A 25086-nucleotide genomic window follows, 5' to 3' on the forward strand; every position below is an offset into this window, starting at 1 on the left:
TTTCGTGTCTCCCACACCTGTGCAAGCAGACGTCCGCAGTTGATCGGCCGTCCGTGTTTGGAAGGACCAGAGGTGAACAAGAACCTGCTCCGTGGCGCCTATGTCGCTGCCATGTCGGGCGGCTTGCTCCTGCTCGCGAACACCGCCGCCCAGGCCGACGAGGATCACGACCACGACCACAAGCCGGTGACCGGCGACAAGATCGCCAGTACCGCGACCGTGGACCCCAAGGACCCGCGGTTCACCCACCAGGGCGCGACGCGGCGCGGTGACAACTCGAAGCCGACCGACCGCAGCTGGACCGACTCGAGGGCGCACGACACGGCGGGCAAGGACAGGTCCGGCGACCGGAACGCCGACCGGGGCGGGAAGGGCCCGGGGTCGACGCAGTCCGGCCCCGTCTCGAAGGACGACGGCCGGAACGACAGGGGCCACGACCGCGACGGTCGCTCCCACGAGGGCCGGGACCGCGACGGTCGCTCCCACGACGGCCGGGACCGCGACGGCCGCTCCCACGACGGCCGGGACCGTGACGGCCGCTCCCACGACGGCCGGGACCGGCACAACGGCGGCTGGGACCGGCACGACGGCGACCGGGACCGTGGTCATGGCGACCGCACCCGCGACGGCCGCGGGGACCCGCGCGGCGGGGACAGCCGCTCGGACTCCCGGGACCGTGACGGGCGCTGGGACGGCCGGGACCGTGACGGACGCTGGGACGGGCGTGACCGTGACGGCCGTGACCGCGCCGGCGACCACCGGGGCCACCACCACGCTCGTCACCACCACGCTCACCACCGCGGCCACGTGCACCAGCAGCACCGCGACTGGCAGTGGGTCAGTTGGAACGGCGGTTGGGACCGTTGGAGCGACGACGACTCCGACGGCGGCCCGTGGAACCACGGCCGCTGGGACGACGACCAGTGGAACCGCGGCGGTCACCAGCAGTCCGACCGGCATCGAGGCGGCTGCGGGAACGACGATCGCGCTGCCCGCTGGGATGACCGCGGCGGCCGTTCCGATGACCGCCGTGGTGGCGACGACCGCCGTGGTGGCGACGACCGGGGTCGCGGGAACGACGACCGGGGCCGGGGCGACGACGACCGGGGCCGGGGCGACGACGACCGGGGCCGGGGCAACGACGACCGCGGGCGGGGCAACGACGACCGGGGTCGCGGGAACGACGGCCGCAGCCCGGGCAGCGACCACCGCAACGGCGGCGACCGGGACCGCGACGGCAACCACGGCAACGGCAACGGCAACGGCAACGCCGACCGGCGCGGTCACCAGACTCCGGCGTCGAACCTCGGCCGTCCGGTGGCCAGCGCTCAGCAGATCGTCCAGCAGGTCGGCGCGCTGGCGAACGGCATCGCCACCGCACTCTGACGCCCGACCGGCCGAGCGGCCCCGCCTCCTCGGGGAGGCGGGGCCGTCGCACGTCCGGGACCCAACGCGTCAGCGCACCACGTGGTATCGCAGGTGCGTGGCCCAGGGTGAGACCCGGACGTCGATGCGCTCGAGGTCGAGGTCCCCGGTGAACCCCTCGAACAACCGGGTCCCGCCCCCGAGGACGAGGGGTGCGACGGAGATGCCGAGCTCGTCGACGTGTCCGCCGGCCAGGGCCTGCCGGATCGTCGCGGCCCCGCCCATGACGTTGATCGCGCGGTCGCCCGCCGACTCCCGGGCCCGCGCGAGCGCTGCGTCGAACCCGTCGACGAACACGAACCCGGAATCGGGGTCCGGCTGGTCCTCGACACGGTGGGTGACGACGTACAGCGGCCCGTCCGGCCACGGGTTCCGGCCACCCCATGCACCGGCGGAGTCATAGGTGTTGCGCCCGCAGATCACGGCGCCCAGGTCGGCCATGGCGTCGTCGAGGTAGCTCTTGTCGACCGGATCCGGCGCGCCCGTCGGCTCGTTCTCATAGGTCCACGGGCCGCCGAACACCCAGTAGTGCAGGCGCTCCCCGCCGACGCCCAGCCCGCGGTCGGGACCGGCGTCCGGGCCGGTGACGTATCCGTCGACCGACGTGGTGATGCTCGCGAGGACCCTGCCCATGGTCGGCTCCTTCCGGTCGTCCGTCCTTTCGACACGTGACCGTCCCGGGCGCCCGAACTCATCGCCGGTCGGCGAGCAGGGCCCGGACGTCGTGATGGTTGAGGTAGACGAGGACCTGGAGGCCGGCGGGCTCGCGGCGCAGCAGGTAGGTGGCGTCGAGGCGTAGCGACGACGCCTGCCAGCTCGTCGCGACGAGGAGGTGCCGGTCGTCGAGCACGATCTGCCGCGCCTCGTCGAGCCGCAGCGGCCCGACCCCGGCCCGGGCGAACAGCTGCGCCCGCGCGGGCAGGGCGGCGGCGAGCGCCTCCCGGGTGACCACGGTCGCGCCGGCCGGGTCGGTGCTGAGGAATGTCGGGGCGAACGCGTCGGCAGCGCCCTCGGAAAGGTGATGGAGGAAGGCCACGACATCGGGATCGGCCGCGGACCAGGAATCTGTCGGCATACCGTCGACAATAACCCGGCGAATTGCAACCATATCATATTCGAACGATTTCTGCAATTGTCCGGGACTGACATGTGTCATGGTCGTTCAGTGACGGCCGGCCCCCACGGTGCGTCGCCGACCGCCCGATGATCGAGCCATGACAGAGCCGGTGGACACCCGCTCCCGACTGTGGCGCGTCATCACACTCCTGCTGCTCGACCTCGCGCTCCCGGCGGTGCTCACCGCGCTGTCATCGCGTTCCGCCAGAGCCTGGTCGACTACCAGCTCGCCCGGATGGACCTGCCGTCCGGCGCGGACCTCGCCGGCATCCGGGACGGGCTGAGCGCGGGTCCGTGGTCGCGCGCGGTCGTCGTGGTGATCGTCGCCGTCGTCCACACGTTCCTGATCAGGCGTCTTCGCGCCGGTCGGCGTGGGGCGTGGCGGCGCGTGCTGCTGCGGGCCGTGGTCGGCATCGCGGGCATCGGCTATCTCGTGCTCTCGGGGCAGTACCCGGTCTGGGTTCGCGCCGAGCAGATCGTGCAGGGGCTCGTACTCCTCGGGCTGCTGTGGGCGGCGACGCGGCCCGCCGTCCGCGCGTTGTTCGCCCGCCCCGCCGTGTCCGCGGCATGAGGCGCACCCCGGGTGGGGTTGTCCCCCGCTCGGAAAGGGGGGTCACGGGCACGGGGTCGTAGGGGCTGCTCGGTCGAACCGGCTGCGTCCCGGAGGCATTCTTCTTGCACCGGACGAACACCGATCCGGCCCCACACTCCGGAAAGAAGGCCCGCAATGTTCAAGAGCCACTGTTCCTCCTCGTACAGCAGCCACAAGAACCACGACTGGGACTACAACAAGCACTGCAGCGACGACTACAAGCACGACTGGGACTACAACAAGCACTGCCACGACGACTACAGCAAGTGCGACGACTACGACGACAAGTGCTACGACGACTACAGCAAGTGCCACGACAGCCGCGACGACTCGTGCCACAGCTACGACCACTCGAGCAGCTACCACCACAGCTGATCGCAGACCGGCCACAGAGCCTGCCGCCACCGTGGGTCATGGGGGCATCCACGGCGGCGGCGACCCGACGGGCCGCTCACCGGACGACGACCGGTGAGCGGCCCGTTCACGTGCGCAGCGGGTCAGCAGCAGTCGCAGTCGTCGGCGGCCGCTCGACCGGCCGTCGGCGCGCAGCACAGCTCCCCGCGCCAGGCGTTGCGCGCCTCGCGCAGGGCGAGCACGGCGATCACCAGACCCGCCACCGGATCGGCCCACCACCAGCCGAGCGTCGCGTTGAGCAGCAGACCGGCGAGCACCGCCGCCGACAGGTAGGTGCACAGCAGCGTCTGCCGCGAGTCGGCGACCGCGCTCGACGAGCCGAGCTCCCGGCCCGCCCGGCGTTGCGCCCAGGACAGGAACGGCATCACCAGCACGCTCAGCGCGACGAGCGCGATGCCGACCGGCGAGCGCTCCGGCTCGGCCGCGCCCGCGAGCCCACGGATCGACTCGACGGACACGTAGCAGGCCAGCGCGACGAACGAGCCCGCGATCAGGCGCAGTGCGACCCGCTCCCGGCGCTGCGGGTCCGGACCCGCGAACTGCCAGGCGACGGCTGCCGCCGAACTGACCTCGATCACCGAGTCCAGCCCGAACCCGACCAGCGCGATCGACGACGCGACCGTCCCCGCCGCGATCGCGACGACCGCCTCGACGACGTTGTAGGTGATCGTCGTGGCGACGAGCAGGCGGATCCGGCGGGTCAGGACGTCGCGCCGGTGGCCGGGCAGGACGGTCACGACGCCGCCTCCTGGGCGCGCCCGTCGGTGTCGCGCCCATCCTTGCCGCGCCCATCCTCGCCGCGCCCCTCGTCGCCCCAGACCGGGCACAGCGCGACCGCGGCGCCCGTCGCGGCGAGCAGGCCCTCGGCACTGCGCAGCAGCTCGACGAGCTCCGGTCGGCTCAGCGAGTAGAACGACTGCCGTCCCTGGGCCCGGTACGTGACGAGCCGGCAGTCGCGCAGGCACGCCAGGTGCGACGACACCGTCGACTGCGGGAGCCCGAGCAGCCTCGTCAGATCGACGACCCGGGCCTCGCCCGCCGCCAGGCGCGTCACGATGGCCAGCCGCGTCGGGTCGCCGAGGGACCGGAACAACGCGACGGCGGAGCCGAGGTCGGGCGTCTGCACCAGATTGATCGGCATCAGTCGATGTTAGCGGCCGCATCCGATGCCCGGAACCTCTCGACGATCACGCACGATGGGCTCATGACCGACGAGCCGGCCACCCCGTACCTCGCCGTCGATCTCGACGTCCTGACCCGCAACCTGGACCGCGCCGCCGAGCACGCCCGCGCGGCCGGGCTGCGGCTACGGCCGCACGTCAAGACGCACAAGAGCCCCGAGATCGCGCGTCGCCAGGTCGAGGCCGGCGCGGTGGGCCTGACGGTCGCGACCGTCTCCGAGGCGGAGATCTTCTGCCGCGCCGGGGCGACGGACCTCTTCGTCGCCTATCCGGTCTGGGCCGCAGGCCCTCGCGGCGCGCGGCTGCGGGCACTCGCGCAGCGGGTGGACCTCCGGGTGGGCGTCGACTCGCCGGAGGCCGCCCGGCATCTGGGCCTCGCCCTGGCGGGGACCGGCGCATCGGTGCTGGTCGAGATCGACAGCGGGATGCGACGCAGCGGAGTCGCGCCCGAGCGCGCGCCCGAGGTCGCCCGTGCGGCCGACCGCGCCGGGCTGCGCGTCGCGGGGGTCTTCACCTTCCCCGGCCACGGCTATGCACCGGGTGCTGCCGCCGGTGCGGCCGCCGACGAGTCCGCGGCCCTCGCGAAGGCGGCCGAGCTGTTGCGGGGCAACGGCTTCGACGTGCTCGAGGTCAGCGGCGGCTCGACGCCGACGCTCGCCGCGAGCGACCCGACCGTGCTCACCGAGGTCCGCCCGGGCGTCTACGTGTTCAACGACGCGCAGCAGGTCGAGCTCGGCACCTGCGGCTGGGACGACGTGGCCCTCACCGCGGTCGGGACCGTCGTGTCCCGCGAGGCCGGCCGGGTCGTGCTCGATGCGGGCGGCAAGGTCCTCGGCGCCGATCGGCCAGTGTGGGCGACGGGCGCGGGCCGGGTGCCGTCGGTACCGGAGGCGCGCGTCGTGCTGCTCTCGGAGCACCACGCCGTCGTCGCGTTCCCCGAGGGCGTCGCGCTGCCGGAGCTGGGTGAGCGGCTCGCGATGGCGCCCAACCACGTCTGCGCCGCGGCCAACCTCGCGCGCGAGTACGTCGTGTCGGCAGGTGGCGCGATCGTCGGCCGGTGGCCGATCACCGCCGCGGGGGCCAACGTCTGACCCCGACTGTCTGACCCCGACTGCCTGATCCCGACGGGATTCAGGCCCGGTCGCCGACGACCAGCCGGACGACGTTGGGCACCTCGGCGAGGTCCCGCGATCCCGCGCCGACGCCGATGGCCCGCGGAACCATCCGCGGCAGCTGCCCCCAGGTGGTCACGGCCGCCGCGAGCAGTGCCGCGCCCGTCGGGGTGCACATCTCGCGCGGCGACGGACCTGCGTAGCAGGGCGCCTGCGCCGCGCGCAGGATCTCCAGCGTCGCGGGGGCCGGAACGGGGATCAGCCCGTGGCTGCCCCGGCTCGTCCCGCTGCCGAGCGCGACCGGGCTCGCGTGCAGCTCGTCGAGCTCGAGCAGGTGCAACGCCGACGCCACCCCCACGACGTCGGCGAGCGCGTCGAGGGCCCCGACCTCGTGGAAGTGCACGTCCTGCGGGTCGATGCGGTGGACGCGGCCCTCCGCCGCGGCGAGCCGGGCGAACGCGTCGTGCGCCAGCGCGGCGACGGGCCCGGGCAGGTCCGCCGCGTCGAGCAGCGCGCGGACGCCCTTCCAGGTCCGGTGCTCGGCATCGGCCGGGGCGAGGACGTCGATCTTCACCGCGCCGATGGCGTGCCGCTCGACGAGCGTGCGACGCAACGTCATCGGCTCGACACCGAGCCTTCCGACGTGCTCGGCCACCACGTCGAGATCGGCGCCCGCGTCGACGAGAGCGGCGAGCAGCATGTCCCCGGCCGCCCCTGCCGCGCAGTCGAACCAGCCGACGCGCCCGGTGCCGGCCGTCGCCGCGCCCCTGCCCGTGGCGCTCAGGAGACGAGCCGGACGGTCAGCGGGTAGCGGTACTCCTCGCCGTTCGACGCCCTGACCGTCGCGATCACGACGCAGACGAGGTAGAAGACGCCGTAGACCGGCAGCAGGATGAAGCCGACGAGCACGAACATCAGCAGCGCGAACACGATAGTGAGGACGAACGCGTTGATCTGGAAGTTCAGCGACTCGACGGCGTGCCGCCGGACGAACGGCGAGGCGGCGCCCCGGAGCAGGAGCACGACCAGCGGCGCGATGAGGCCGAGGGCGAACCACGCCGTCACGATGCTGCCGACGTGTGCGGCCATCGCCCAGTTCCGGTCCTCGGAGGTGAGTGGACCCGGTCGGCCGCCGGGATCCCACGATCCGGACGGCGGGGGCGGAGCGGTCATGGCTCCATTGAAACAGTTCTCGCCGGTCCGGAGGGGTGGATCCGTCCGGAGCCGTCGAAGGGGTGGCGCGACGCGAGCCGCCACGCCAGTCTGTGAGGACAAGATCGCCGGTGCGGTCGCCGGGCGGTCACGACGCTCACGGGCAGGAGATCGATGACGGTGTCGGACGGCCCTGTCGTGGTGGTGACGGGCGCGGGTTCGGGGATCGGGCGGGTCGTGGCGCGGGCGTTCCGCGACGCGGGGTACCGGCTGGCACTCGCCGGGCGTCGCGAAGGGCCCCTCGTCGAGACGCTCGACGGTGCCGACGGCCTCACCGTCGTCACCGACGTCGGGGACCCGGGATCCGTCGACGCCCTGTTCGACGCCGTCCGGGAGCGCTGGGGCCGCGTCGACGTCCTGTTCAACAACGCCGGCACCTTCGGGACCTCCGCGACGCCCGACGAGCTGCCGGTCGAGGCCTGGCTCGAGACGGTGCGCACCAACCTCACCGGCTCCTTCCTCTGTGCCAGGGCCGCGTTCGCGCAGATGCGGGCGCAGTCGCCGCAGGGCGGCCGCATCATCAACAACGGGTCCATCTCCGCGCAGGTGCCACGGCCGTGGAGCGCCGCGTACACCGCCACGAAGCACGGGGTCACCGGCCTGACCAAGAGCCTGTCCCTCGACGGCAGGCCCTTCGGCATCGCCTGCGGCCAGATCGACATCGGCAACGCCGCGACGGACATGACGGCCGGCTTCTCCACCGGGGCGCGCCAGGCCGACGGGTCGGTCGCCGCCGAGGCGACGTTCGACGTCCAGCACGTCGCCGGGGCGGTGCTCTACATGGCGGGCCTGCCCCTCGAGGCGAATGTCCAGTTCATGACGATTGCCGCCCGCACGATGCCCTACATCGGGCGCGGCTGAACTTTTTTTCGACGATCACCGCCCCGCTGACCTGCGACGATCGGCCGAGCGTCGCGTCGCGACCCCGGGAGATCGACGATCACGGACGTGACCTGGGTCATGAGAGGCCCCGAATCGGCCCGATTTCGGGCCTGTTCTCGCAGGTCAGAGTGTGTTGAGGGGGGCGATTTGCAGGGCCCTCACGGGCTCCTGTAACTTTCTCTTCGTCAGCGAGACGCCGGACAGAACGGGCCCCGAGGGGAACGGTCACCAGGCCCGCTGACCACCTCCCGCAAGGCGGCTCTCTTCGGAGAGTATGTTGTTGCGGGCGCCCCGGGACTCCGGCCCTTTCGAGGGTTGGTCGATGGTGTGCGGGTGTCTTTTGAGAACTCAACAGTGTGTCGAGCTTGTTTTTCGGATTGGCGGTTTGTGCCAGTTTGTTTTGCGCTCACTTTCGGGACCCCCGTTTCGGGGTGGGTGTGTGTTTGTTTTGTCAGGGATTTTGTTGGAGAGTTTGATCCTGGCTCAGGACGAACGCTGGCGGCGTGCTTAACACATGCAAGTCGAGCGGTAAGGCCTTTCGGGGTACACGAGCGGCGAACGGGTGAGTAACACGTGGGTGACCTGCCCTCCACTCTGGGATAAGCCTGGGAAACTGGGTCTAATACCGGATATGACCACGGATCGCATGGTGTGTGGTGGAAAGTTTTTTCGGTGGGGGATGGGCCCGCGGCCTATCAGCTTGTTGGTGGGGTGATGGCCTACCAAGGCGACGACGGGTAGCCGGCCTGAGAGGGCGACCGGCCACACTGGGACTGAGACACGGCCCAGACTCCTACGGGAGGCAGCAGTGGGGAATATTGCGCAATGGGCGGAAGCCTGACGCAGCGACGCCGCGTGGGGGATGACGGCCTTCGGGTTGTAAACCTCTTTCGCCAGGGACGAAGCGTGAGTGACGGTACCTGGATAAGAAGCACCGGCCAACTACGTGCCAGCAGCCGCGGTAACACGTAGGGTGCGAGCGTTGTCCGGAATTATTGGGCGTAAAGAGCTCGTAGGCGGTCTGTCGCGTCGGTCGTGAAAACCTGCAGCTTAACTGTGGGCTTGCGGTCGATACGGGCATGACTGGAGTTCGGCAGGGGAGACTGGAATTCCTGGTGTAGCGGTGAAATGCGCAGATATCAGGAGGAACACCGGTGGCGAAGGCGGGTCTCTGGGCCGATACTGACGCTGAGGAGCGAAAGCGTGGGGAGCGAACAGGATTAGATACCCTGGTAGTCCACGCCGTAAACGTTGGGCGCTAGGTGTGGGGGCCATTCCACGGTCTCTGTGCCGCAGCTAACGCATTAAGCGCCCCGCCTGGGGAGTACGGCCGCAAGGCTAAAACTCAAAGGAATTGACGGGGGCCCGCACAAGCGGCGGAGCATGTGGATTAATTCGATGCAACGCGAAGAACCTTACCTGGGTTTGACATGCACCAGACATCCCTAGAGATAGGGCTTCCCTTGTGGTTGGTGTGCAGGTGGTGCATGGCTGTCGTCAGCTCGTGTCGTGAGATGTTGGGTTAAGTCCCGCAACGAGCGCAACCCTCGTTCCATGTTGCCAGCGGGTTATGCCGGGGACTCATGGGAGACTGCCGGGGTCAACTCGGAGGAAGGTGGGGATGACGTCAAGTCATCATGCCCCTTATGTCCAGGGCTTCACACATGCTACAATGGCAAGTACAGAGGGCTGCGAGACCGTGAGGTGGAGCGAATCCCTTAAAGCTTGTCTCAGTTCGGATCGGGGTCTGCAACTCGACCCCGTGAAGTTGGAGTCGCTAGTAATCGCAGATCAGCAACGCTGCGGTGAATACGTTCCCGGGCCTTGTACACACCGCCCGTCACGTCACGAAAGTTGGTAACACCCGAAGCCGACGGCCTAACCCCTTGTGGGAGGGAGTTGTCGAAGGTGGGACTGGCGATTGGGACGAAGTCGTAACAAGGTAGCCGTACCGGAAGGTGCGGCTGGATCACCTCCTTTCTAAGGAGCTCACCGTGTGGTGAGGTGACCAGGCCGAGTGTGTGGACTGTGTGTCCGCGTGTTGAGGGTTGGTTCTCCTTTCATCTGATTCCGCACCGTGAACAGCGCGCCGGCTCCTGGTTTGGGGGTTGGGTGTGTGGTGTGGCTGGGTGGAACATTTTCTGCTGATTCGATGGCTTTCCCCGGGTTTTCTGGGGGGGGTTCGGCACACTGTTGGGTCCTGAGGAGACACTCGGGCCGCCGTTGTGGTGGTTGGGGTTGTTTTTTCTGGTCCGCTCCTGGGCGTGGTTCCCTAACGCATCCCTGGTGCTCGGTGCTGTGGTGCTGGGTGTTGCTCTGACGTGGTCGGGGTGTGGGTGTGGTGGGTTCTTGGTTTCGGGGTGTGGTTGTGTGTTGAGTGTTGCATAGTGGATGCGAGCATCTTGTTGTGGTCAAGTGTGTAAGGGCACACGGTGGATGCCTGGGCATCAGGAGCCGATGAAGGACGTGGGAGGCCGCGATAGTCCTCGGGGAGCTGTCAACCGAGCTGTGATCCGAGGGTGTCCGAATGGGGAAACCCGGCACCCGTCATGGGGTGTCACTTGTATCTGAATTCATAGGGTGCAAGGGGGAACGTGGGGAAGTGAAACATCTCAGTACCCACAGGAAGAGAAAACAATTGTGATTCCGTGAGTAGTGGCGAGCGAAAGCGGATGAGGCTAAACCGTGTTCGTGTGATACCCGGCAGGGGTTGCGGATGCGGTGTTGTGGGATGTGGTCGTCGTGGTTCTGCCGGACTGCGGATCGTGGTGTCTGTGTGTTAGTGGAAGACTTCTGGGAAGGGTCGCCGTAGTGGGTGAGAGCCCCCGTACGCGAAAACATGCAGCCTGTGATGGACCGTATTCCCGAGTAGCAGCGAGCTCGTGGAATTTGCTGTGAATCTGGCGGGACCACCCGCTAAGCCTAAATACTCCCTGGTGACCGATAGCGGACTAGTACCGTGAGGGAAAGGTGAAAAGTACCCCGGGAGGGGAGTGAAAGAGTACCTGAAACCGTGTGCCTACAAGCCGTCAGAGCCGTGCTGCGATCTTTGGGTTGTGGTGGTGATGGCGTGCCTTTTGAAGAATGAGCCTGCGAGTTATGCTTCGTGGCGAGGTTAACCCGTGTGGGGTAGCCGTAGCGAAAGCGAGTCTGAATAGGGCGTGTAGTCGCGGGGTGTAGACCCGAAGCGGAGTGATCTACCCATGGCCAGGGTGAAGCTACGGTAAGACGTGGTGGAGGCCCGAACCCACCAGGGTTGAAAACCTGGGGGATGAGCTGTGGGTAGGGGTGAAAGGCCAATCAAACTCCGTGATAGCTGGTTCTCCCCGAAATGCATTTAGGTGCAGCGTCGCGTGGTGGGTACCGGAGGTAGAGCACTGGATGGCCTAGGGGGCCGACAAGCTTACTGAAGTCAACCAAACTCCGAATGCCGGTATTTCTAGCGTGGCAGTGAGACTGCGGGGGATAAGCTTCGTAGTCGAGAGGGAAACAGCCCAGATCACCGGCTAAGGCCCCTAAGCGTGTGCTAAGTGGGAAAGGATGTGGGATCGCCCAGACAACCAGGAGGTTGGCTTAGAAGCAGCCACCCTTGAAAGAGTGCGTAATAGCTCACTGGTCAAGTGGTCCTGCGCCGACAATGTAGCGGGGCTCAAGCGCACCGCCGAAGCCGTGGCATTCCAGCTTTGATCCGCCGGCCTGTCGGGGTTTGTCCCTGGTGGGTGGTGTAGTCGTTGGGATGGGTAGGGGAGCGTCGTGCATCCGGTGAAGCCTCCGAGTGATCGAGGGGTGGAGGGTGTGCGAGTGAGAATGCAGGCATGAGTAGCGAATGCAGAGTGAGAACCTCTGCCGCCGAATGACCAAGGGTTCCTGGGCCAGGTTAATCCGCCCAGGGTGAGCCGGGACCTAAGGCGAGGCCGTCAGGCGTAGTCGATGGACAACGGGTTGATATTCCCGTGCCCGTGATGGTGCGTCCGTGTCGAGGCCGGTGATGCTGACCATCCGAACCTCTTTCTGTCCCTTCGGGGATGGTTGTGGGGGGAGCGTGGGACCCGATCCGGTAGTAGGCAAGCGATGGGGTGACGCAGGAGGGTAGTCCCGCCAGGCGTTGGTTGTCCTGGTGCAAGCCTGTAGCCCGACATCCAGGTAAATCCGGGTGTCTGACTTTGATGTCGTGGGTGAGAGGTGATGCGTAGCCGATTGAGGCGAAGTAGGGTGATCCCATGCTGCCGAGAAAAGCCTCTAGCGAGTGCTGTTGCGGCCCGTACCCTAAACCGACACAGGTGGTCAGGTAGAGAATACCGAGGCGATCGAGTGAACTCTGGTTAAGGAACTCGGCAAAATACCCCCGTAACTTCGGGAGAAGGGGGGCCGGAGGCTCTGAAGCTCCTTGCGGGCTAGGGGCAGCCGGTCGCAGAGACCAGGCCCAAGCGACTGTTTACTAAAAACACAGGTCCGTGCGAAGTCGCAAGACGATGTATACGGACTGACGCCTGCCCGGTGCTGGAACGTTAAGAGGACCTGTTAGTCCCTTCGGGGGCGAAGCGGAGAATTTAAGCGCCAGTAAACGGCGGTGGTAACTATAACCATCCTAAGGTAGCGAAATTCCTTGTCGGGTAAGTTCCGACCTGCACGAATGGCGTAACGACTTGGGCGCTGTCTCGACCAGAGACTCGGCGAAATTGCACTACGAGTAAAGATGCTCGTTACGCGCGGCAGGACGGAAAGACCCCGGGACCTTTACTACAGCTTGGTATTGGTGCTCGGTTCGGCTTGTGTAGGATAGGTGGGAGACTGTGAAGTGGCCACGCCAGTGGTTGTGGAGTCGTTGTTGAAATACCACTCTGGTCGAATTGGGTGTCTTAACCTCGGGCCATGATCTGGTTCAGGGACAGTGCCTGGTGGGTAGTTTAACTGGGGCGGTTGCCTCCTAAAGGGTAACGGAGGCGCCCAAAGGTTCCCTCAGCCTGGTTGGCAATCAGGTGTTGAGTGTAAGTGCACAAGGGAGCTTGACTGTGAGACCGACGGGTCGAGCAGGGACGAAAGTCGGGACTAGTGATCCGGCACCTCCTGGTGGAAGGGGTGTCGCTCAACGGATAAAAGGTACCCCGGGGATAACAGGCTGATCTTGCCCAAGAGTCCATATCGACGGCATGGTTTGGCACCTCGATGTCGGCTCGTCGCATCCTGGGGCTGGAGTAGGTCCCAAGGGTTGGGCTGTTCGCCCATTAAAGCGGTACGCGAGCTGGGTTTAGAACGTCGTGAGACAGTTCGGTCCCTATCCGCCGCGCGCGTAGGAGACTTGAGGAAGGCTGTCCCTAGTACGAGAGGACCGGGACGGACGAACCTCTGGTGTGCCAGTTGTCCCGCCAGGGGCATGGCTGGTTGGCTATGTTCGGAAGGGATAACCGCTGAAGGCATCTAAGCGGGAAGCTCGTTCCAAGATGAGGTCTCCCACCACCTTGCGTGGTTAAGGCCCCCAGCAGACTACTGGGTTGATAGGCCAGAGATGGAAGCCCTGTGAGGGGTGGAGTTGACTGGTACTAATAGGCCGAGGGCTTGCCACAACGTGTTGTTCGCATCCACTGTGTGACCCTGAGCACACAACTCCCCTGATTGTGGGGTGGGTTGGTGTTCTGTCTCGGGTCTCTGCCCTGTTGTTTGGGGGTGGGGGGTCGGGTTTTTGTTTGGATAGTGTTGTCGGTGGTCATGGCGGAGGGGAAACGCCCGGTCCCATCCCGAACCCGGAAGCTAAGCCCTCCAGCGCCGATGGTACTGCACTCGCCAGGGTGTGGGAGAGTAGGTCACTGCCGGCATCAAATGTGGAATAGGCCCCAGCCTTGATGGTTGGGGCCTATTTCTATTTCTGCGCCGGCCGTTCTCCGCGTTGCTTACGGCCCGGCGGCGATCGGGCCCGAGAGCTCCGGCCGGTCAGGCCCGGGCGTCGGCGCCCACGGCGTCGGCGATCGAGGTGAAACCGTCGGCACGAATCAGCCGGGCGAGATCGCGATGAATCCGGACCGGCCAGCGGTGGCCGCGATAGATGAAACCCGTGTAGCCCTGCACGAGCGAGGCGCCTGCGCGGATCCGGGCGTACGCGTCCTCGGCGGTCTCGATGCCACCGACCGAGATGATCGTCAAGGTGCCCTCGAGGCGCTCGCGCAGCCGGCGCACGACGGCGAGCCCCGGCGCGGACAGGGGGCGGCCCGACACGCCGCCGGCGCCGATCTGCTCGAGCACGGCCGGGGGTGTGGCCAGGCCGGTGCGGGAGACCGTCGTGTTGGTGGCGACGACCCCGTCGAGCCCCAGCTCGCGGGCGGTGTCGGCGACGGCGTCGATGTCCTCGGAGGCGAGGTCCGTCGTGATCTTCACGAGCAGCGGCACGTGCACCGTGGCGCAGACCCGGTCGAGGGTCTCGCGCACCGCGGCCAGCAGCGGCCGCAGCACCGAGACCTGCTGCAGGTCGCGCAGGCCCGGCGTGTTCGGCGAGCTGACGTTGACGACCATGTAGTCGGCATGCGGGCCGAGCAGTTCGGCGCTGCGCGTGTAATCGGCGACGGCCTCGTCGGGCTCGGCCGCCTTGCTCTTGCCGATGTTCACGCCGATGACGACGCGCTCGCCGCGAGCGGCGCGCTGGGCGCGCAGTCGCGCGGCGACGACCTCGGCGCCGGAGTTGTTGAACCCCATGCGGTTGACCAGGGCGTGGTCGTCGGGAAGCCGGAACAGCCGCGGCGTCGGGTTGCCGGGTTGGGCGCGGGCCGTCACCGTCCCGACCTCGACGAAACCGAACCCGAGACGGCACAGGGCGCGGGCGCCCTCCCCGTCCTTGTCGAATCCCGCGGCGAGGCCCAGGGGTGCGGGGAAGTCGATGCCCATGACCCGGGAGGCGAGCACCGGATCGACCGGCCCACGCAGCGCCGCCCACGGGCGGCCGAACGGCGCGGGACCGGCCGCAGCGCGGATCAGGGCGAAGCCGACGCGGTGCGCAGGCTCGGCCGGGACCCGGCGCAGGACATGGCGGTACAACGCGTCGTACATGACCCCATCTTGGTGGTCACCGCAGAGTGCCCGCGGTCAGGGTGGGCTGAGGCCGCGGCGCCACTCGTCCAGGACGCGCCGGTCACGCTTCGTGGGACGTCCGGCGCCGCGGTCGCGGCGAGCCACCGGAACGGCGTCGGAAATGGGCGCGATCGGAGTGTTGTCGACATAACACTGCTCCGCGACCGGGGCCCCGACCCGCTTCTCGATGACCTGGGTGACCTCGACGATGCGGGTGCGGTCGTTGACCCGGGCGCGGATGTGGTCGCCCACCTTGACCGGCGTCGCGGGCTTGGCCGGCTTGTCGTTGACACGCACGTGTCCGCCGCGGCAGGCCGCCGCGGCGTCGGACCTGGTCTTGGTCAGCCGCACGGACCACAGCCACCGGTCGAGGCGGGTGGACTCCATCCCCCGATCCTGCCCGATCAGTAGTACGTCACGCCGCGCGCGCCACCGCCCGCCGCGATCGTGTCGCCCGCGATGGCGACGGCCCGCGGCGAGCACAGGAACACGATGACGTCGGCGACCTCGGCCGCCGTCGCGAGCCGGCCGATGCGGGTCCCGGCCTCGGCGCGGGCGCGCATCGTCGCCTCGTCGATCCCCTGCTGCCGGGCGCGGGAGGCGATGAGCTCCTCGGTGCCCGTGGTGACGGTCATGCCGGGGTGCACGACGGAGACGTTGATCCCCTTGGGCCCCAGCTCGTCGGCCAGCGCGGACGACATCGCGGCCACGGCGATGTTGCGCACCGAGCCGACGACGGAGACGGACTGGCGTGCGTTGAGGCCCGAGACGTTGACGATCCGGCCCCAGCCGCTCTCGATCATCGACGGCGACAGCGCGCGGGCACAGCGGAGGTACCCGAGCAGCTTGGTCTCCAGCTCGATGCGGACGTCGTCGTCGGTGAGGTCGGCGAGCTCGCGCTGCGGGATGAGGCCTGCGGGCCGGGCCGCGGCGTTGACGAGGATGTCCACACCGCCGAGCTCGTCCAGGACCTGCTTCGCCATGCCGCGCACGGAGTCGTCGTCGGCCGTGTCGGCGGGTGCGGCCAGCACGCGGGTGCCGTGCCGGGCGACCTGGTCGACAGCGGCGTCGAGGGGCTCCTTGCGCCGGGCGACGACGGCGACGTCGACCCCCTCGGCGGCCAGCCCATCGGCCACCGCGAGGCCGATCCCGCTGCTCCCACCGGTGACGACGGCGCGCTTGCCGGTCAGTTGCAGGTCCATCTCAGCCGCCCACCGGGAGCTCGGACTCCCAGCCCAGCGCGACGGTCAGGGTCACGCCGAACCGCTCGATCATCCCCCCGGCGTCGGCGCGCATGGCCGCCCACTGCGGCGACGTGCTGCTCTCCTCCAGCGCCTCGGGCGAGTCGAAGAACATCTCGGCGACGCGGTGGAAGCCCGGCGTCGCGCCCTCGAGCCCGTCGGCGGTCCGGGTGAGGACGATGCGGCGCAGGTGCGGCACCGCGGCTGCGGCCGGCGCGTGCACCTCCTCGTAGTGCGTCTCGAACTCGTCGAGCTGCTCCGCGGACGGCGCCGACCACGTGGCGATGAGCTTGTACATGGCCCCGACACAACGTCGCACCCGACCGGATGTCAAGGCACGCTGTGATTGCCCACGACCCCGGCCATGGGTGATCGTGGCGGGGTGCGGACCTCACTGGGCGAGACGCTGCGACGGCTGGCCGAGGAGGCCCCAGACGCGCCCGCCGTCACCGACGACGACACGACCCTGACCCGTGCGGAGTTCGAGGACCGGACCAACCGGCTGGCCCGCGCGTTCGCGGCGAGAGGCGTCACCGCGGGCTCGATGGTCTCGATCGCGGTGGCGAACCGGGCGCGGCACCTGGAGTCGTCGGTCGCGGCGTGGAAGCTCGGTGCGGTCCCGCAGCCGGTGTCGCACAAGCTCCCGGCCGGCGAGCTGGAGGCGATCGTCGCGCTGGCCGACCCGGCGCTGGTCGTCGGCGTCGACCCCGGTGACGGGCGGCCGTGGCTGCCGGTCGACCACGATGTGTCGGAGGCGTCGGCCGAGCCGCTGCCCCCGGTGGTCGGGCCGTCGTGGAAGGCACCGACGTCGGGCGGGAGCACCGGACGTCCGAAGATCATCGTCGCCGGACAGGAGGCGACGGCGGAGGCGGTGCTGGCGCGCGCGCCGTCGCTGCGGATCGACCGCGACGGCGTCTTCCTCGTCACGGCGCCGCTGTACCACAACGCGCCCTTCATGTTCTCGCTCATGGCCCTGCTGCAGGGGCAGCACGTCGTGATCATGAGCCGGTTCGACGCCGCAGGCACCCTCGACATGATCGCCCGCCACGGCGTCACGTGGCTCTACGTCGTGCCGACCATGATGGGCCGGATGCTGCGGCTGCCCGACGAGGTCCGCGCGGCGGCGGACCTGACGTCGATCCGCACCGTGCTGCACGTCGGGGCGCCGTGCCCGGTGCACGTCAAGCGGGCCTGGCTGGAGTGGTTCGGACCGGAGACGACCGTCGAGCTCTACGCGGGCACCGAGTCGCAGGCCGCGGCGATGATCGACGGCGTCGAGTGGCTCTCGCGGCCCGGTTCGGTGGGCCGGGTGCAACGTGGGTCGATGCAGGTGTGGGGCCCCGACGGCGCGCCGCTGCCGCCCGGCGAGGTGGGCGAGATCTGGATGCGTCCCGACGGCGACGCGCCCACGTACCGCTACCTCGGTGCCGAGGCCCGCACGAAGGACGGCTGGGAGTCGTTGGGGGACATGGGCCACTTCGACGCCGACGGCTACCTCTACCTCGCCGACCGGCGGTCGGACATGATCCTCGTCGGTGGTGCCAACGTGTACCCCGCCGAGGTGGAGGCGGCCCTGTCGGAGCACTCGGCGGTGACCAGCAGTGCGGTGATCGGGCTGCCCGACGACGACCTGGGCAACACCGTGCACGCGATCGTGCAGCTGGCGCGCCCGCTCGCCGACGTCGAGGACGACCTGCGCGCGCACCTCGCCACCAGGCTCGCCCGCTACAAGCAGCCCAGGACCTACGAGCAGACCGACGAACCGTTGCGCGACGACGCCGGGAAGATGCGTCGGAGCGCGCTGCGCGCCGCACGCGTCGGGGGGCTGCGCGGTGAGCCGCGTACGACCACGATGAACCCATGACCGATCTCCCCGCCCTCCTCGACCGGCTCCGGACCCTGCAGGTCTCGTCGGTGTGCGACGCCGACAAGTCACTGGCCGTCGTCGACCCCGCGATCCGTCCGCTCGTCCCCGGGGTGCGGCTGGCGGGGCCGGCGGTCACCGTCGTCGCGCACGACGACCACCTGCCGCTCCTCGTCGCGATCCGTGCGGCCGCACCGGGTTCGGTCCTCGTCGTCGCCACGAACGGCGGGACCAGGGCCGTCTCCGGCGAGCTGTTCGCGACGGAGGCGCGGCGCCGCGGGTTGGCGGGGATCGTCGTCGACGGCTACTGCCGCGACCGGGCCGGGCTCCCGGCCGTCGGGCTGCCCGTCTACGCACGGGGCACGACGCCGATGGCCGGGACGACGCTCGACGCCGGGCGCATCGACGAACCGGTCACGTTCGGCGGGGTCCGGGTCGAGGCGGGCGATCTCGTGGTGGGTGACGACGACGGGCTCGTCGTCGGTCCGGCCCAGCGGTTCGCCGCGGCCATCCCCGGTGCCGAAGAGGTCGAACGGGCCGAGGCGGCGCTGCTCGCGGGCATGGCCGAGGGGCGCGACCTGCCCGGCATGACGACACTGGATGCGCACCTCGCGGCGCTCGCCGACGGGAAGCCGAGCGCCCTCGGGTTCACGCCGTGAGTCCGTCCCGCGTGGGTGGGCCCCACGAGTAGCCCCCACGAGTCCCCATGAGTTGTCCCCATGAGTTGTCCACAGACGGATCCATTTGTGGACAAGTCTGTGGATCACTCGCGGATCGGCACGACCGCGGCGATGCGCGGGTCCTGACGCAGGTCCTCCAGCGAGGAGCCCAGCGGCAGCCGCCAGTTCGGGTACTCGTCGACGGTGCCGGGCAGGTTCGGCTGGCGGACCTCGCCGACGAGGTCGTACGGGGAGACGAGCGCGAGCCGACACCGGCTGCGCCCCAACATCCGGTGCATCGCCACGATGATCTCGTCCTCGCCGGCGTCGGGGGCCTCGAGCAGACCCTCCGCGACGAGCAGCGCGACGAGCTCCGCCCGGTCCGCCCTGGCGCGGGCCTGCTCGGCGGCGACGTCGTCGAGCAGGCCCAGGTCGGCCCGGACCCGCACGTGCTCGCCCCGCAGGAAGCCCGCGGCCGTCGGCAGGTCGTGCGTCGAGATCGTCGCCACGGCCTGCTCGGGCCAGCGTCCCGGGGCCAGGAGCGGCTCCCCCGGCGCGTCCTCGTCGCGGGCGAACCACATGACCGTCGAACCCAGCATGTTGCGCTCCTGCAGGGCCTCGGTGACCTCGGGCTCGACCGTGCCCAGGTCCTCGCCGACGACGACCGCGCCCGCCCGGTGGGCCTCCAGCGTCAGCACGGCGAGCATCGCGTCGGCGTCGTAGTGCACGTAGGTACCGCGGTCCGGGCCGTCACCGGGCGGGACCCACCACAGCCGGAACAGCCCGGCGACGTGGTCGATGCGCAGGCCGTCGGCATGGGTGAGCAAGGCGCGCAACAGATTGCGGTATGCGGCGTAGCCCGTGGCGTCGAGCCGGTCGGGCCGCCACGGCGGCAGGCCCCACGCCTGGCCGCGTTGGTTGAACGCATCCGGCGGGGCGCCGACCGTCACGTCGAGAGCGAGGACGTCCTGCAGGGCCCAGCCGTCGGCCCCCTCGGGATCGCAGCCGACGGCGAGGTCCCCGATGAGGCCGATCCGCATCCCCGCGTCCCGGGCGGCGGCGCGGGCCCGGCCCAGCTGGCGCGACGCCTGCTCCTGCAGCCAGGCGTGGAACGCCACCCGCGGCGCCAGCTCGCGGCGGGCGGCGGCGACCTGTGGGTCGCGTGGGTCGCGCAGGCCCGCCGGCCAGAGCGTCCAGCGTCCGCCCCACCGCTCGGCGAGCGCGCAGTACGTCGCGAACTCCCACAGCTCGTCGTCCGCGTCCGCGGGTCCGGGGGAGCCGGTCGAGCGCCACAGCAGCTCCAGGGCCGATCGTTTGGCCGCCCACACCCGGTCGTGGGCGATGCGGTCGCCGACGGTCTCCGGGCGCAACGCGTCGACCTCCGCGCGGGTGGCCGCGTCGGCGGCGGCGTAGGCGTCGACATCGGTGACGCGCAACGCCAACGGCGTCACGAACCGCCTGCTCGACGGGGTGTACGGCGACGGCTGCACCGGCGGGACGGGAGTGATGGCGTGCAACGGGTTGAGCAGCACCGCGTCGGCGCCGTGGGCCCGGCCGGTCCAGTCGGCGAACTCGCGCAGGTCGCCGAGGTCGCCGATGCCCCAGGAGCGTGCGGAGTGCAGGGCGTAGAGCTGGAGCATCCAGCCCCAGGTGCGCGGCGGGGCCGGGAGCGCGGGCGGGGCGACGACGACGGTCGACCGACGTCCGTCGAGCTCGAGGGTGTGGTACCCGAGCGGCAGGCCCGTCGGGAGTTCGCCGTCGACGGGTCGGACGGCGCCCGACTCGTCGGTGAGCGTGCCCAGGCCGGGCACGGCACGCGCGCGGTCCGGACGCATCGCGATCGTCCCCGGGAGGGCCGCGACCGCGCCCCGGCGCTCCAGCGCGGCGCGGCGGGCGGCGGGGGTCGTCGCGTCCACGTCGAGCAGGCCCAGCACCCGCACCACGACCTCCGGGTCGACGACCACCTCCCGGCGCTCCCCGTCGCGGTAGGAGGTGGCGACGCCGTGGGCGGCCGCGAGGGCGGCGAGATCGTCGTCGGGACGGTTCACGCGTGGTCCTCCAGAGGGCTCGGAGCCCCGTCGTCGGCGGCTGCAGGCGACGATCGTCGCCGAGTCCGTCGACACGCGCCGTGCGGGGGCTCGGTCGGGACGCGCCCGACCGCGTGGACCTGTCCCCGGAACGGTGCGGCACAGCGGAAACGGTCCGCACGCGGTGCTACGGTCGCCGCTTCGGGTGGGCCGTGCCGACCGATCTGGCGGGAGAGAGTTTTCGATGACCGAGATCGGCTTGATCCTGCTGGGCGTGATCGTCGTCGGCGGGCTGGTCGCGTTCTTCATGCTGCGCACCACGCGGGGCGAGAGCCCCTCCGACGGGCCGCGCACCGTCGGCGACCTCGTGCGGCTCAAGGCGGAGTCGGCGGACCGCCAGGACGAGCCCGCGACCGCCGAGCAGGCGCCGCCCCCGGTCCCGGAGCCGGAGGCCGCGGCCGGCGCCGTCGACGCCACGCCCGCCTCTGCGCCGACGTCGGCACCCGCGGGCGCCTCCTCGGACACGGCCGCCGTCGACACCACCGCCGACACCGCGACGGCCGCGACCGCCGGTCGGGGCACCGCCCCCGCGGTGACGCCCGCGCCCAGCCCGCGGCCGCGCACCCAGGTGCCCGAGCCGCGGACGGTCACGCCGCTGCCCGCCGCCGCCCGTGCCTCCGAGACCGTCGAGCCGGTCACGGTCGAGCCGGGCGACGTGAGCCCGCCGTGGGGTCGCATCCCCGACGGCTCCCTCGTCCTGCCCGCGGTGTCCGAGCCCGTGCCGGACCCGGACCGCGAACAGCCCGACTGGCGATGGCTCGCCCCGGTGGGCCGGGAGAAGGCCTCGCCGAACCGGCAGAAGGCCGACCGGGGCGGCGACGGCCCCGGCACCGAGAACGCCGCGTCGGAGGCGCCGGCCGCGACGCGCAGCCGTCCGGGCGCGCACAGCGCGGTGGGCCCGGCGTCCGAGCTGCCCGCGCCGCGCCCCGTCGCGCGGACCGTCCGGGCGGCCGAACCGTTGGCGGCCAAGGGCTCCGAGCCTGCTCCGACGGCCGCCTGGCGTGAGCCCGGCGACGAGACCGGCCGCAGCCCCTCGGGTACCGGCCGGGACACGCCGACGTCGGCGGGATCGTCCGCCACGGCCTGGCGCGAGCCGGGCAGCTCCGCCGACGCCGCGACCGTCACCGGGGGGAGCCCCTCCCCGGGCGCCGACGCAGCCGCCGACCCGACGCCGCGCGGAGCGGGGACGGCTGCCGCGCTCGTGGGCGGGATCGCCGCGGCCGGTGCTGCGGGGCATCTCGCCGGGGACGCATCCCGTCGTACCGGAACGTCGCGGACGGCGCCGGCGGCCGGTGGTGCCGGGCCGGCTGCTACGGGTTCGACGGGGGTCCCCGGCAGCGGCGTCGCGGCGCACGATGTGGCGACCACGCTGCCGCCCGCCGGGCCCGGCGTGGGCGAGCACGGTGCAGGGCCGGGTTCCTCGGACGGTTCGGCGACGGCTGCCCCGCCGTCGGCGGGTGCTGCTGCGGTTCGGTCGGACCCGGACCTTCCGGCGGCGTCCGCCGCTGCGGAGCCCGTGCCGTCCGACGCCGGAGCCGCTGAGTGCACTGCCGGCTCCGGGACCGGGCCGCCGACCACGACCGGCCGCGTCGCGAAGATCGTGCTTCCCGGCGCGGCCGGGCTGGCCGCGGCCGCTGCCGCGGTCATCGGGCGGCGGTCGACCGGGACGGAGGCATCCGAGCAGGAGCCGTCCTCCGCATCCGGCGACCGCCCGGCCACGGCGTCCACCGACGGGCCGGTCGACGCGTCGTCGAGCACCGAGGGGCCGGGGGCCGCGGCTGCCGACGGTGCCGAGTCCGCCGGCGCCGCCGATGCGGAGCGCGCCGACGTGACCGGCGCCCGTCCGGTCGGAGCCGTATCCGACGTCGCGGATGGTGCGCCCGTCGACCGGGTCGAGGGCCTCGCGGCGACCGCCGGCCTCGGCCGGCCGGACACCGCAGCCGCAGCGGGCGCGCCCGAGCCGCACCGGGCCCCCGGTCGCGAGACCGCGAACGGTTCCGGCAGCGGCGGTCCCGGGCTGGGCGGCGCCGGTTCCGGCGCACCGGTACCGGCGCGCACAGCCTCCAGCGCCGCCGAGTCCAGCGCCGCCGAGTCCAGCGCCGCCGAGTCCAGCGAGGCCGGGTCCAGCTCGGCGGAGACCACCGAGAGCGGCTCCGCGACGACCACTGCCGTGGCGGCCGCCACGGGAACCGCGGCCGTCGCGGCCGCCCTCCGTCCGGACACCGCGCGTCCGGTCACAGCCCGCTCGGACACCACCCGCTCCGACCGGGCGGGCGGGGTCTCCCCGTCGTCCGGGCCGGCCATCGCGACCGGGGCGTCGATCGCCAGCCTCGCCACGGGCCCGGCGATCGAGCGGATGTCTGCCGGCCCGGCCGCGGACGCCGCCGCTGCCACCCCCGCCCCGACCCGGCCGGACACCGACGACGCCCTGGCCGGGTGGGCCGACTGGGCGGACGTCGACGACTCCGAGAGCAACGAGAGCCGCGCAACGACCACGACGCGGGAGCCGGCCCCGGCCTTCGGCGCGTCCGTTGCCGCGCCCGCCGGGAACGAGTCGCCGACGTCGGCCGTGAACGGCGCCCCCGGCTCGGCGACTCCCGGCTCGGCGGCTCCCGGCCCGACCCCGGGCTCCGGCGAGGCGGCGGCCGGGCTCGCGGGGGCCGGGGTGCGGTCCCTGTTCGGGGGCCGCGCCGACCCGGCGAGCCGGGCCGCGGAGCACGCGGCCGTCGACTTGTCCCTGCTGCGCACGCTCGGGTTCGCCGACCCCAACCCGCGGCCGGGTGCCGCGCCGGTCGTCGAGCTGGGCCCCCCGACCCCCCACGTGCCGATGGCCCCGGTCCCGCCGCTCCCGGAGCCGGACGAGCCGGTGCCCCCGGCGACCGTGCGGTTCCGCACGGCCGGTCGCGACGGTGCTCCCGTCGCGGGCGCGACGGTCCGGCTCCTCGACGACCAGGGCCACGACCTCGCCACCACTGCGGCGGGCGACGACGGTCGTGGCGAGCTCGTCGCGCCGCGGCCGGGCGACTACGTCGTCATCGCGACGGCGTCGGGCCACCAGCCCGCGGTGACGACGGTCCGCGCCGGCGACGGTGGGGAGGCGACGCTCGTGCTCGCGTCGTCGGCGGCGCTCGCGGGCGTCGTTCGCGACGCGGCGGGCCGCCCGCTGGGCGGGGCGAACGTCGTGCTGGTCGACGAGGGCGAGGTCGTCGAGTCGACGCAGTCCGCGGCGACGGGCGACTACCGCGTCGGCGACCTCGCCCCGGGCGCCTACACCGTCGCGGTCACCGCCGCGGGGCACACGGCGTCGTCCGCGACGGTCACGGTCGAGCCGGGCACGACGGTGACCCACGACGTCGCCCTCGAGCCGTCGACCGCGGCGGTGGACGGGCAGGGCGGATGACCGGCCGGGGCGGGGCTCGGCACGTCGAGGGTCGGCTGCCGGGCGCCCGCGGGGTCGAGCTGTTCTGGCAGGGCACCGAGCCGGCCGAGCCGACGGGCGTCGTCCTGGTCTCGCACGGGCTGGGCGAGCACGGCGGCCGGTACGGCAACGTCGTCGACGCGCTCGTGCCCGACGGCTGGGCCGTCCACGCCCTCGACCACCGCGGCCACGGCAGGTCCAACGGACGGCGCGCGCACCTGGACGACTACGCGGACTGGTTGTCGGACTTCGACGCGTTCCGCAAGGTCGTCGTCGCCCGCCGGCCGGGCCTGCCGGTGTTCGTCCTCGGGCACAGCATGGGCGGTCAGATCGCGCTGTCCTATGCGCTGGAGCACCAGGACGTGCTCGCCGGGCTCGTCCTCTCGGCGCCGGCGCTGGCGAGCGACGCGGCGCCGAAGCCGCTGGTCGCGGTCCTGACGCAGGTCGCGAAGGTGCTGCCGACGATCCGCCCGTCGGGGATCGACGTCACGAAGATCAGCAAGGACCCGGCCGTCGTCGCCGACTACGAGGCGGACCCGCTCAACCATCACGGCAACCCGACGCTGGGCCTGGCGTCGCGGTTGGTGGGACGGTTCGCGACACTGCCGGAACGGTCCCGGTCGCTGCGGCTGCCGGTGCTCGTCCAGCACGGCACCGCCGACCAGCTGACCGATCCCGAGGGCACGCGCAGGCTGCAGACGTTCATCGGCTCCCCGGACGTGACCGTCCGCTGGTACGAGGGCCTCTGGCACGAGATCTACAACGAGCCCGAGCGGGAGCGGCCCCTCGCCGACCTGCGGGACTGGCTGGCCGCACACCGGTAGCGG

General features: G+C 71.0%; 20 protein-coding genes and 3 rRNA genes. 12 read left to right on the top strand and 11 right to left on the bottom strand.

Annotated elements, in window-relative coordinates; genetic code table 11:
* Positions 1-72 precede the first annotated feature (72 nt).
* The gene (locus tag PSED_RS02710; RefSeq protein ID WP_013672732.1) at positions 73-1386 is read left to right on the top strand and encodes a hypothetical protein; all 1314 of its coding nucleotides are present in this window, start codon (positions 73-75) and stop codon (positions 1384-1386) included.
* Between the two features lie 69 nt (positions 1387-1455).
* Here the strand turns inward: PSED_RS02710 and PSED_RS02715 are convergent, their stop codons facing one another.
* Both PSED_RS02715 and PSED_RS02720 read right to left on the bottom strand, forming a co-directional pair.
* Positions 1456-2058 carry a dihydrofolate reductase family protein gene (locus PSED_RS02715; protein WP_013672733.1) on the bottom strand — a complete coding sequence of 201 codons (603 nt, stop codon included), beginning with the start codon at positions 2056-2058 and terminating at the stop codon, positions 1456-1458.
* 58 nt (positions 2059-2116) lie between these two features.
* Positions 2117-2500 (bottom strand): hypothetical protein, encoded by a 384-nt coding sequence (locus PSED_RS02720; RefSeq protein WP_132975171.1) that lies wholly within the window; start codon positions 2498-2500, stop codon positions 2117-2119.
* 276 nt (positions 2501-2776) lie between these two features.
* On the opposite strand from PSED_RS02720, the gene PSED_RS02725 reads away from it, so the two are divergent.
* Both PSED_RS02725 and PSED_RS02730 read left to right on the top strand, forming a co-directional pair.
* Positions 2777-3112: a hypothetical protein gene (locus tag PSED_RS02725; RefSeq protein WP_013672735.1), complete on the top strand. Its 336-nt coding sequence runs from the start codon at positions 2777-2779 to the stop codon at positions 3110-3112.
* Between the two features lie 156 nt (positions 3113-3268).
* Positions 3269-3508, top strand: coding sequence for a hypothetical protein (locus PSED_RS02730; RefSeq protein WP_013672736.1), 240 nt, complete (start codon positions 3269-3271; stop codon positions 3506-3508).
* A 122-nt stretch (positions 3509-3630) separates the two neighbouring features.
* Here the strand turns inward: PSED_RS02730 and PSED_RS02735 are convergent, their stop codons facing one another.
* Both PSED_RS02735 and PSED_RS02740 read right to left on the bottom strand, forming a co-directional pair.
* Entirely contained in the window at positions 3631-4284 is a 654-nt protein-coding gene (locus tag PSED_RS02735) for a cation diffusion facilitator family transporter (RefSeq protein WP_013672737.1), read from the bottom strand.
* Positions 4281-4688, bottom strand: coding sequence for an ArsR/SmtB family transcription factor (locus tag PSED_RS02740; protein WP_013672738.1), 408 nt, complete (start codon positions 4686-4688; stop codon positions 4281-4283). The genes PSED_RS02735 and PSED_RS02740 overlap by 4 nt, the downstream gene beginning before the upstream one ends.
* Before the next feature lie 63 nt (positions 4689-4751).
* Between PSED_RS02740 and PSED_RS02745 the strand changes: the two genes are divergently transcribed.
* Complete coding sequence (locus PSED_RS02745) at positions 4752-5819, top strand: alanine racemase (protein ID WP_041759219.1); 1068 nt, start codon at positions 4752-4754, stop codon at positions 5817-5819.
* 40 nt (positions 5820-5859) lie between these two features.
* Here PSED_RS02745 and larC read toward each other — a convergent pair whose 3' ends face one another.
* Both larC and PSED_RS02755 read right to left on the bottom strand, forming a co-directional pair.
* Positions 5860-6699, bottom strand: coding sequence for a nickel pincer cofactor biosynthesis protein LarC (gene larC, locus PSED_RS02750; protein WP_267939127.1), 840 nt, complete (start codon positions 6697-6699; stop codon positions 5860-5862).
* Entirely contained in the window at positions 6621-7013 is a 393-nt protein-coding gene (locus tag PSED_RS02755) for a DUF4870 domain-containing protein (protein ID WP_041759220.1), read from the bottom strand. Before PSED_RS02755 ends, larC begins: the two co-directional genes overlap by 79 nt.
* Before the next feature lie 153 nt (positions 7014-7166).
* Here PSED_RS02755 and PSED_RS02760 point away from each other — a divergent pair, with 153 nt between their 5' ends.
* The 4 genes from PSED_RS02760 (at position 7167) to rrf (ending at position 13747) form a co-directional block, all read left to right on the top strand.
* A complete protein-coding gene (locus PSED_RS02760) occupies positions 7167-7913 on the top strand; it encodes an SDR family oxidoreductase (protein ID WP_013672742.1) in 747 nt (248 codons plus the stop codon).
* Between the two features lie 481 nt (positions 7914-8394).
* Positions 8395-9914 (top strand): 16S ribosomal RNA (locus PSED_RS02765).
* Positions 9915-10343: 429 nt separating this feature from the next.
* A 23S ribosomal RNA gene (locus PSED_RS02770) occupies positions 10344-13498 on the top strand.
* A 132-nt stretch (positions 13499-13630) separates the two neighbouring features.
* Positions 13631-13747: ribosomal RNA gene (gene rrf, locus PSED_RS02775) — 5S ribosomal RNA — on the top strand.
* Together the 16S, 23S and 5S rRNA genes form the textbook arrangement of a ribosomal RNA operon.
* A gap of 115 nt (positions 13748-13862) precedes the next feature.
* Here rrf and PSED_RS02780 read toward each other — a convergent pair.
* The 4 genes from PSED_RS02780 to PSED_RS02795 are packed head-to-tail and all read right to left on the bottom strand — an operon-like array spanning position 13863 to position 16529.
* Complete coding sequence (locus tag PSED_RS02780; RefSeq protein WP_013672743.1) at positions 13863-14969, bottom strand: quinone-dependent dihydroorotate dehydrogenase; 1107 nt, start codon at positions 14967-14969, stop codon at positions 13863-13865.
* 36 nt (positions 14970-15005) lie between these two features.
* Entirely contained in the window at positions 15006-15377 is a 372-nt protein-coding gene (locus PSED_RS02785) for an RNA-binding S4 domain-containing protein (RefSeq protein ID WP_013672744.1), read from the bottom strand.
* A 17-nt stretch (positions 15378-15394) separates the two neighbouring features.
* Positions 15395-16192: an SDR family NAD(P)-dependent oxidoreductase gene (locus PSED_RS02790; protein WP_013672745.1), complete on the bottom strand. Its 798-nt coding sequence runs from the start codon at positions 16190-16192 to the stop codon at positions 15395-15397.
* A 1-nt stretch (position 16193) separates the two neighbouring features.
* The gene (locus PSED_RS02795; protein ID WP_013672746.1) at positions 16194-16529 is read right to left on the bottom strand and encodes an EthD family reductase; all 336 of its coding nucleotides are present in this window, start codon (positions 16527-16529) and stop codon (positions 16194-16196) included.
* Between the two features lie 66 nt (positions 16530-16595).
* On the opposite strand from PSED_RS02795, the gene PSED_RS02800 reads away from it, so the two are divergent.
* Together PSED_RS02800 and PSED_RS02805 are read left to right on the top strand one after the other, a co-directional pair.
* Positions 16596-18095 carry an AMP-binding protein gene (locus tag PSED_RS02800; protein WP_013672747.1) on the top strand — a complete coding sequence of 500 codons (1500 nt, stop codon included), beginning with the start codon at positions 16596-16598 and terminating at the stop codon, positions 18093-18095.
* Positions 18092-18754, top strand: coding sequence for an RraA family protein (locus tag PSED_RS02805; protein WP_013672748.1), 663 nt, complete (start codon positions 18092-18094; stop codon positions 18752-18754). Before PSED_RS02800 ends, PSED_RS02805 begins: the two co-directional genes overlap by 4 nt.
* Before the next feature lie 104 nt (positions 18755-18858).
* Here PSED_RS02805 and malQ read toward each other — a convergent pair whose 3' ends face one another.
* Entirely contained in the window at positions 18859-20802 is a 1944-nt protein-coding gene (gene malQ, locus PSED_RS02810) for a 4-alpha-glucanotransferase (protein ID WP_013672749.1), read from the bottom strand.
* 223 nt (positions 20803-21025) lie between these two features.
* Between malQ and PSED_RS02815 the strand changes: the two genes are divergently transcribed.
* Positions 21026-24241, top strand: a complete 3216-nt coding sequence (locus PSED_RS02815; protein ID WP_013672750.1) for a carboxypeptidase regulatory-like domain-containing protein — start codon at positions 21026-21028, stop codon at positions 24239-24241.
* Positions 24238-25083, top strand: coding sequence for an alpha/beta hydrolase (locus PSED_RS02820; RefSeq protein ID WP_013672751.1), 846 nt, complete (start codon positions 24238-24240; stop codon positions 25081-25083). The genes PSED_RS02815 and PSED_RS02820 overlap by 4 nt, the downstream gene beginning before the upstream one ends.
* The last annotated feature ends 3 nt before the right edge of the window (positions 25084-25086 follow it).

The sequence above is a fragment of the Pseudonocardia benzenivorans CB1190 genome (genome assembly GCF_000196675.2).
Classification (GTDB): domain Bacteria; phylum Actinomycetota; class Actinomycetes; order Mycobacteriales; family Pseudonocardiaceae; genus Pseudonocardia; species Pseudonocardia benzenivorans.

Bases quoted from the DNA above. Each gene is read 5' to 3' on its own strand.
- PSED_RS02755 (WP_041759220.1), bottom strand. From the start codon at position 7,013: ATGACCGCTCCGCCCCCGCCGTCCGGATCGTGGGATCCCGGCGGCCGA.
- PSED_RS02800 (WP_013672747.1), top strand. From the start codon at position 16,596: ATGGGTGATCGTGGCGGGGTGCGGACCTCACTGGGCGAGACGCTGCGA.
- PSED_RS02745 (WP_041759219.1), top strand. From the start codon at position 4,752: ATGACCGACGAGCCGGCCACCCCGTACCTCGCCGTCGATCTCGACGTC.
- PSED_RS02720 (WP_132975171.1), bottom strand. From the start codon at position 2,500: ATGCCGACAGATTCCTGGTCCGCGGCCGATCCCGATGTCGTGGCCTTC.
- PSED_RS02730 (WP_013672736.1), top strand. From the start codon at position 3,269: ATGTTCAAGAGCCACTGTTCCTCCTCGTACAGCAGCCACAAGAACCAC.
- PSED_RS02785 (WP_013672744.1), bottom strand. From the start codon at position 15,377: ATGGAGTCCACCCGCCTCGACCGGTGGCTGTGGTCCGTGCGGCTGACC.
- PSED_RS02805 (WP_013672748.1), top strand. From the start codon at position 18,092: ATGACCGATCTCCCCGCCCTCCTCGACCGGCTCCGGACCCTGCAGGTC.
- PSED_RS02780 (WP_013672743.1), bottom strand. From the start codon at position 14,969: ATGTACGACGCGTTGTACCGCCATGTCCTGCGCCGGGTCCCGGCCGAG.
- PSED_RS02725 (WP_013672735.1), top strand. From the start codon at position 2,777: ATGGACCTGCCGTCCGGCGCGGACCTCGCCGGCATCCGGGACGGGCTG.
- PSED_RS02820 (WP_013672751.1), top strand. From the start codon at position 24,238: ATGACCGGCCGGGGCGGGGCTCGGCACGTCGAGGGTCGGCTGCCGGGC.
- PSED_RS02790 (WP_013672745.1), bottom strand. From the start codon at position 16,192: ATGGACCTGCAACTGACCGGCAAGCGCGCCGTCGTCACCGGTGGGAGC.
- PSED_RS02815 (WP_013672750.1), top strand. From the start codon at position 21,026: ATGACCGAGATCGGCTTGATCCTGCTGGGCGTGATCGTCGTCGGCGGG.
- PSED_RS02715 (WP_013672733.1), bottom strand. From the start codon at position 2,058: ATGGGCAGGGTCCTCGCGAGCATCACCACGTCGGTCGACGGATACGTC.
- PSED_RS02760 (WP_013672742.1), top strand. From the start codon at position 7,167: ATGACGGTGTCGGACGGCCCTGTCGTGGTGGTGACGGGCGCGGGTTCG.
- PSED_RS02795 (WP_013672746.1), bottom strand. From the start codon at position 16,529: ATGTACAAGCTCATCGCCACGTGGTCGGCGCCGTCCGCGGAGCAGCTC.
- PSED_RS02740 (WP_013672738.1), bottom strand. From the start codon at position 4,688: ATGCCGATCAATCTGGTGCAGACGCCCGACCTCGGCTCCGCCGTCGCG.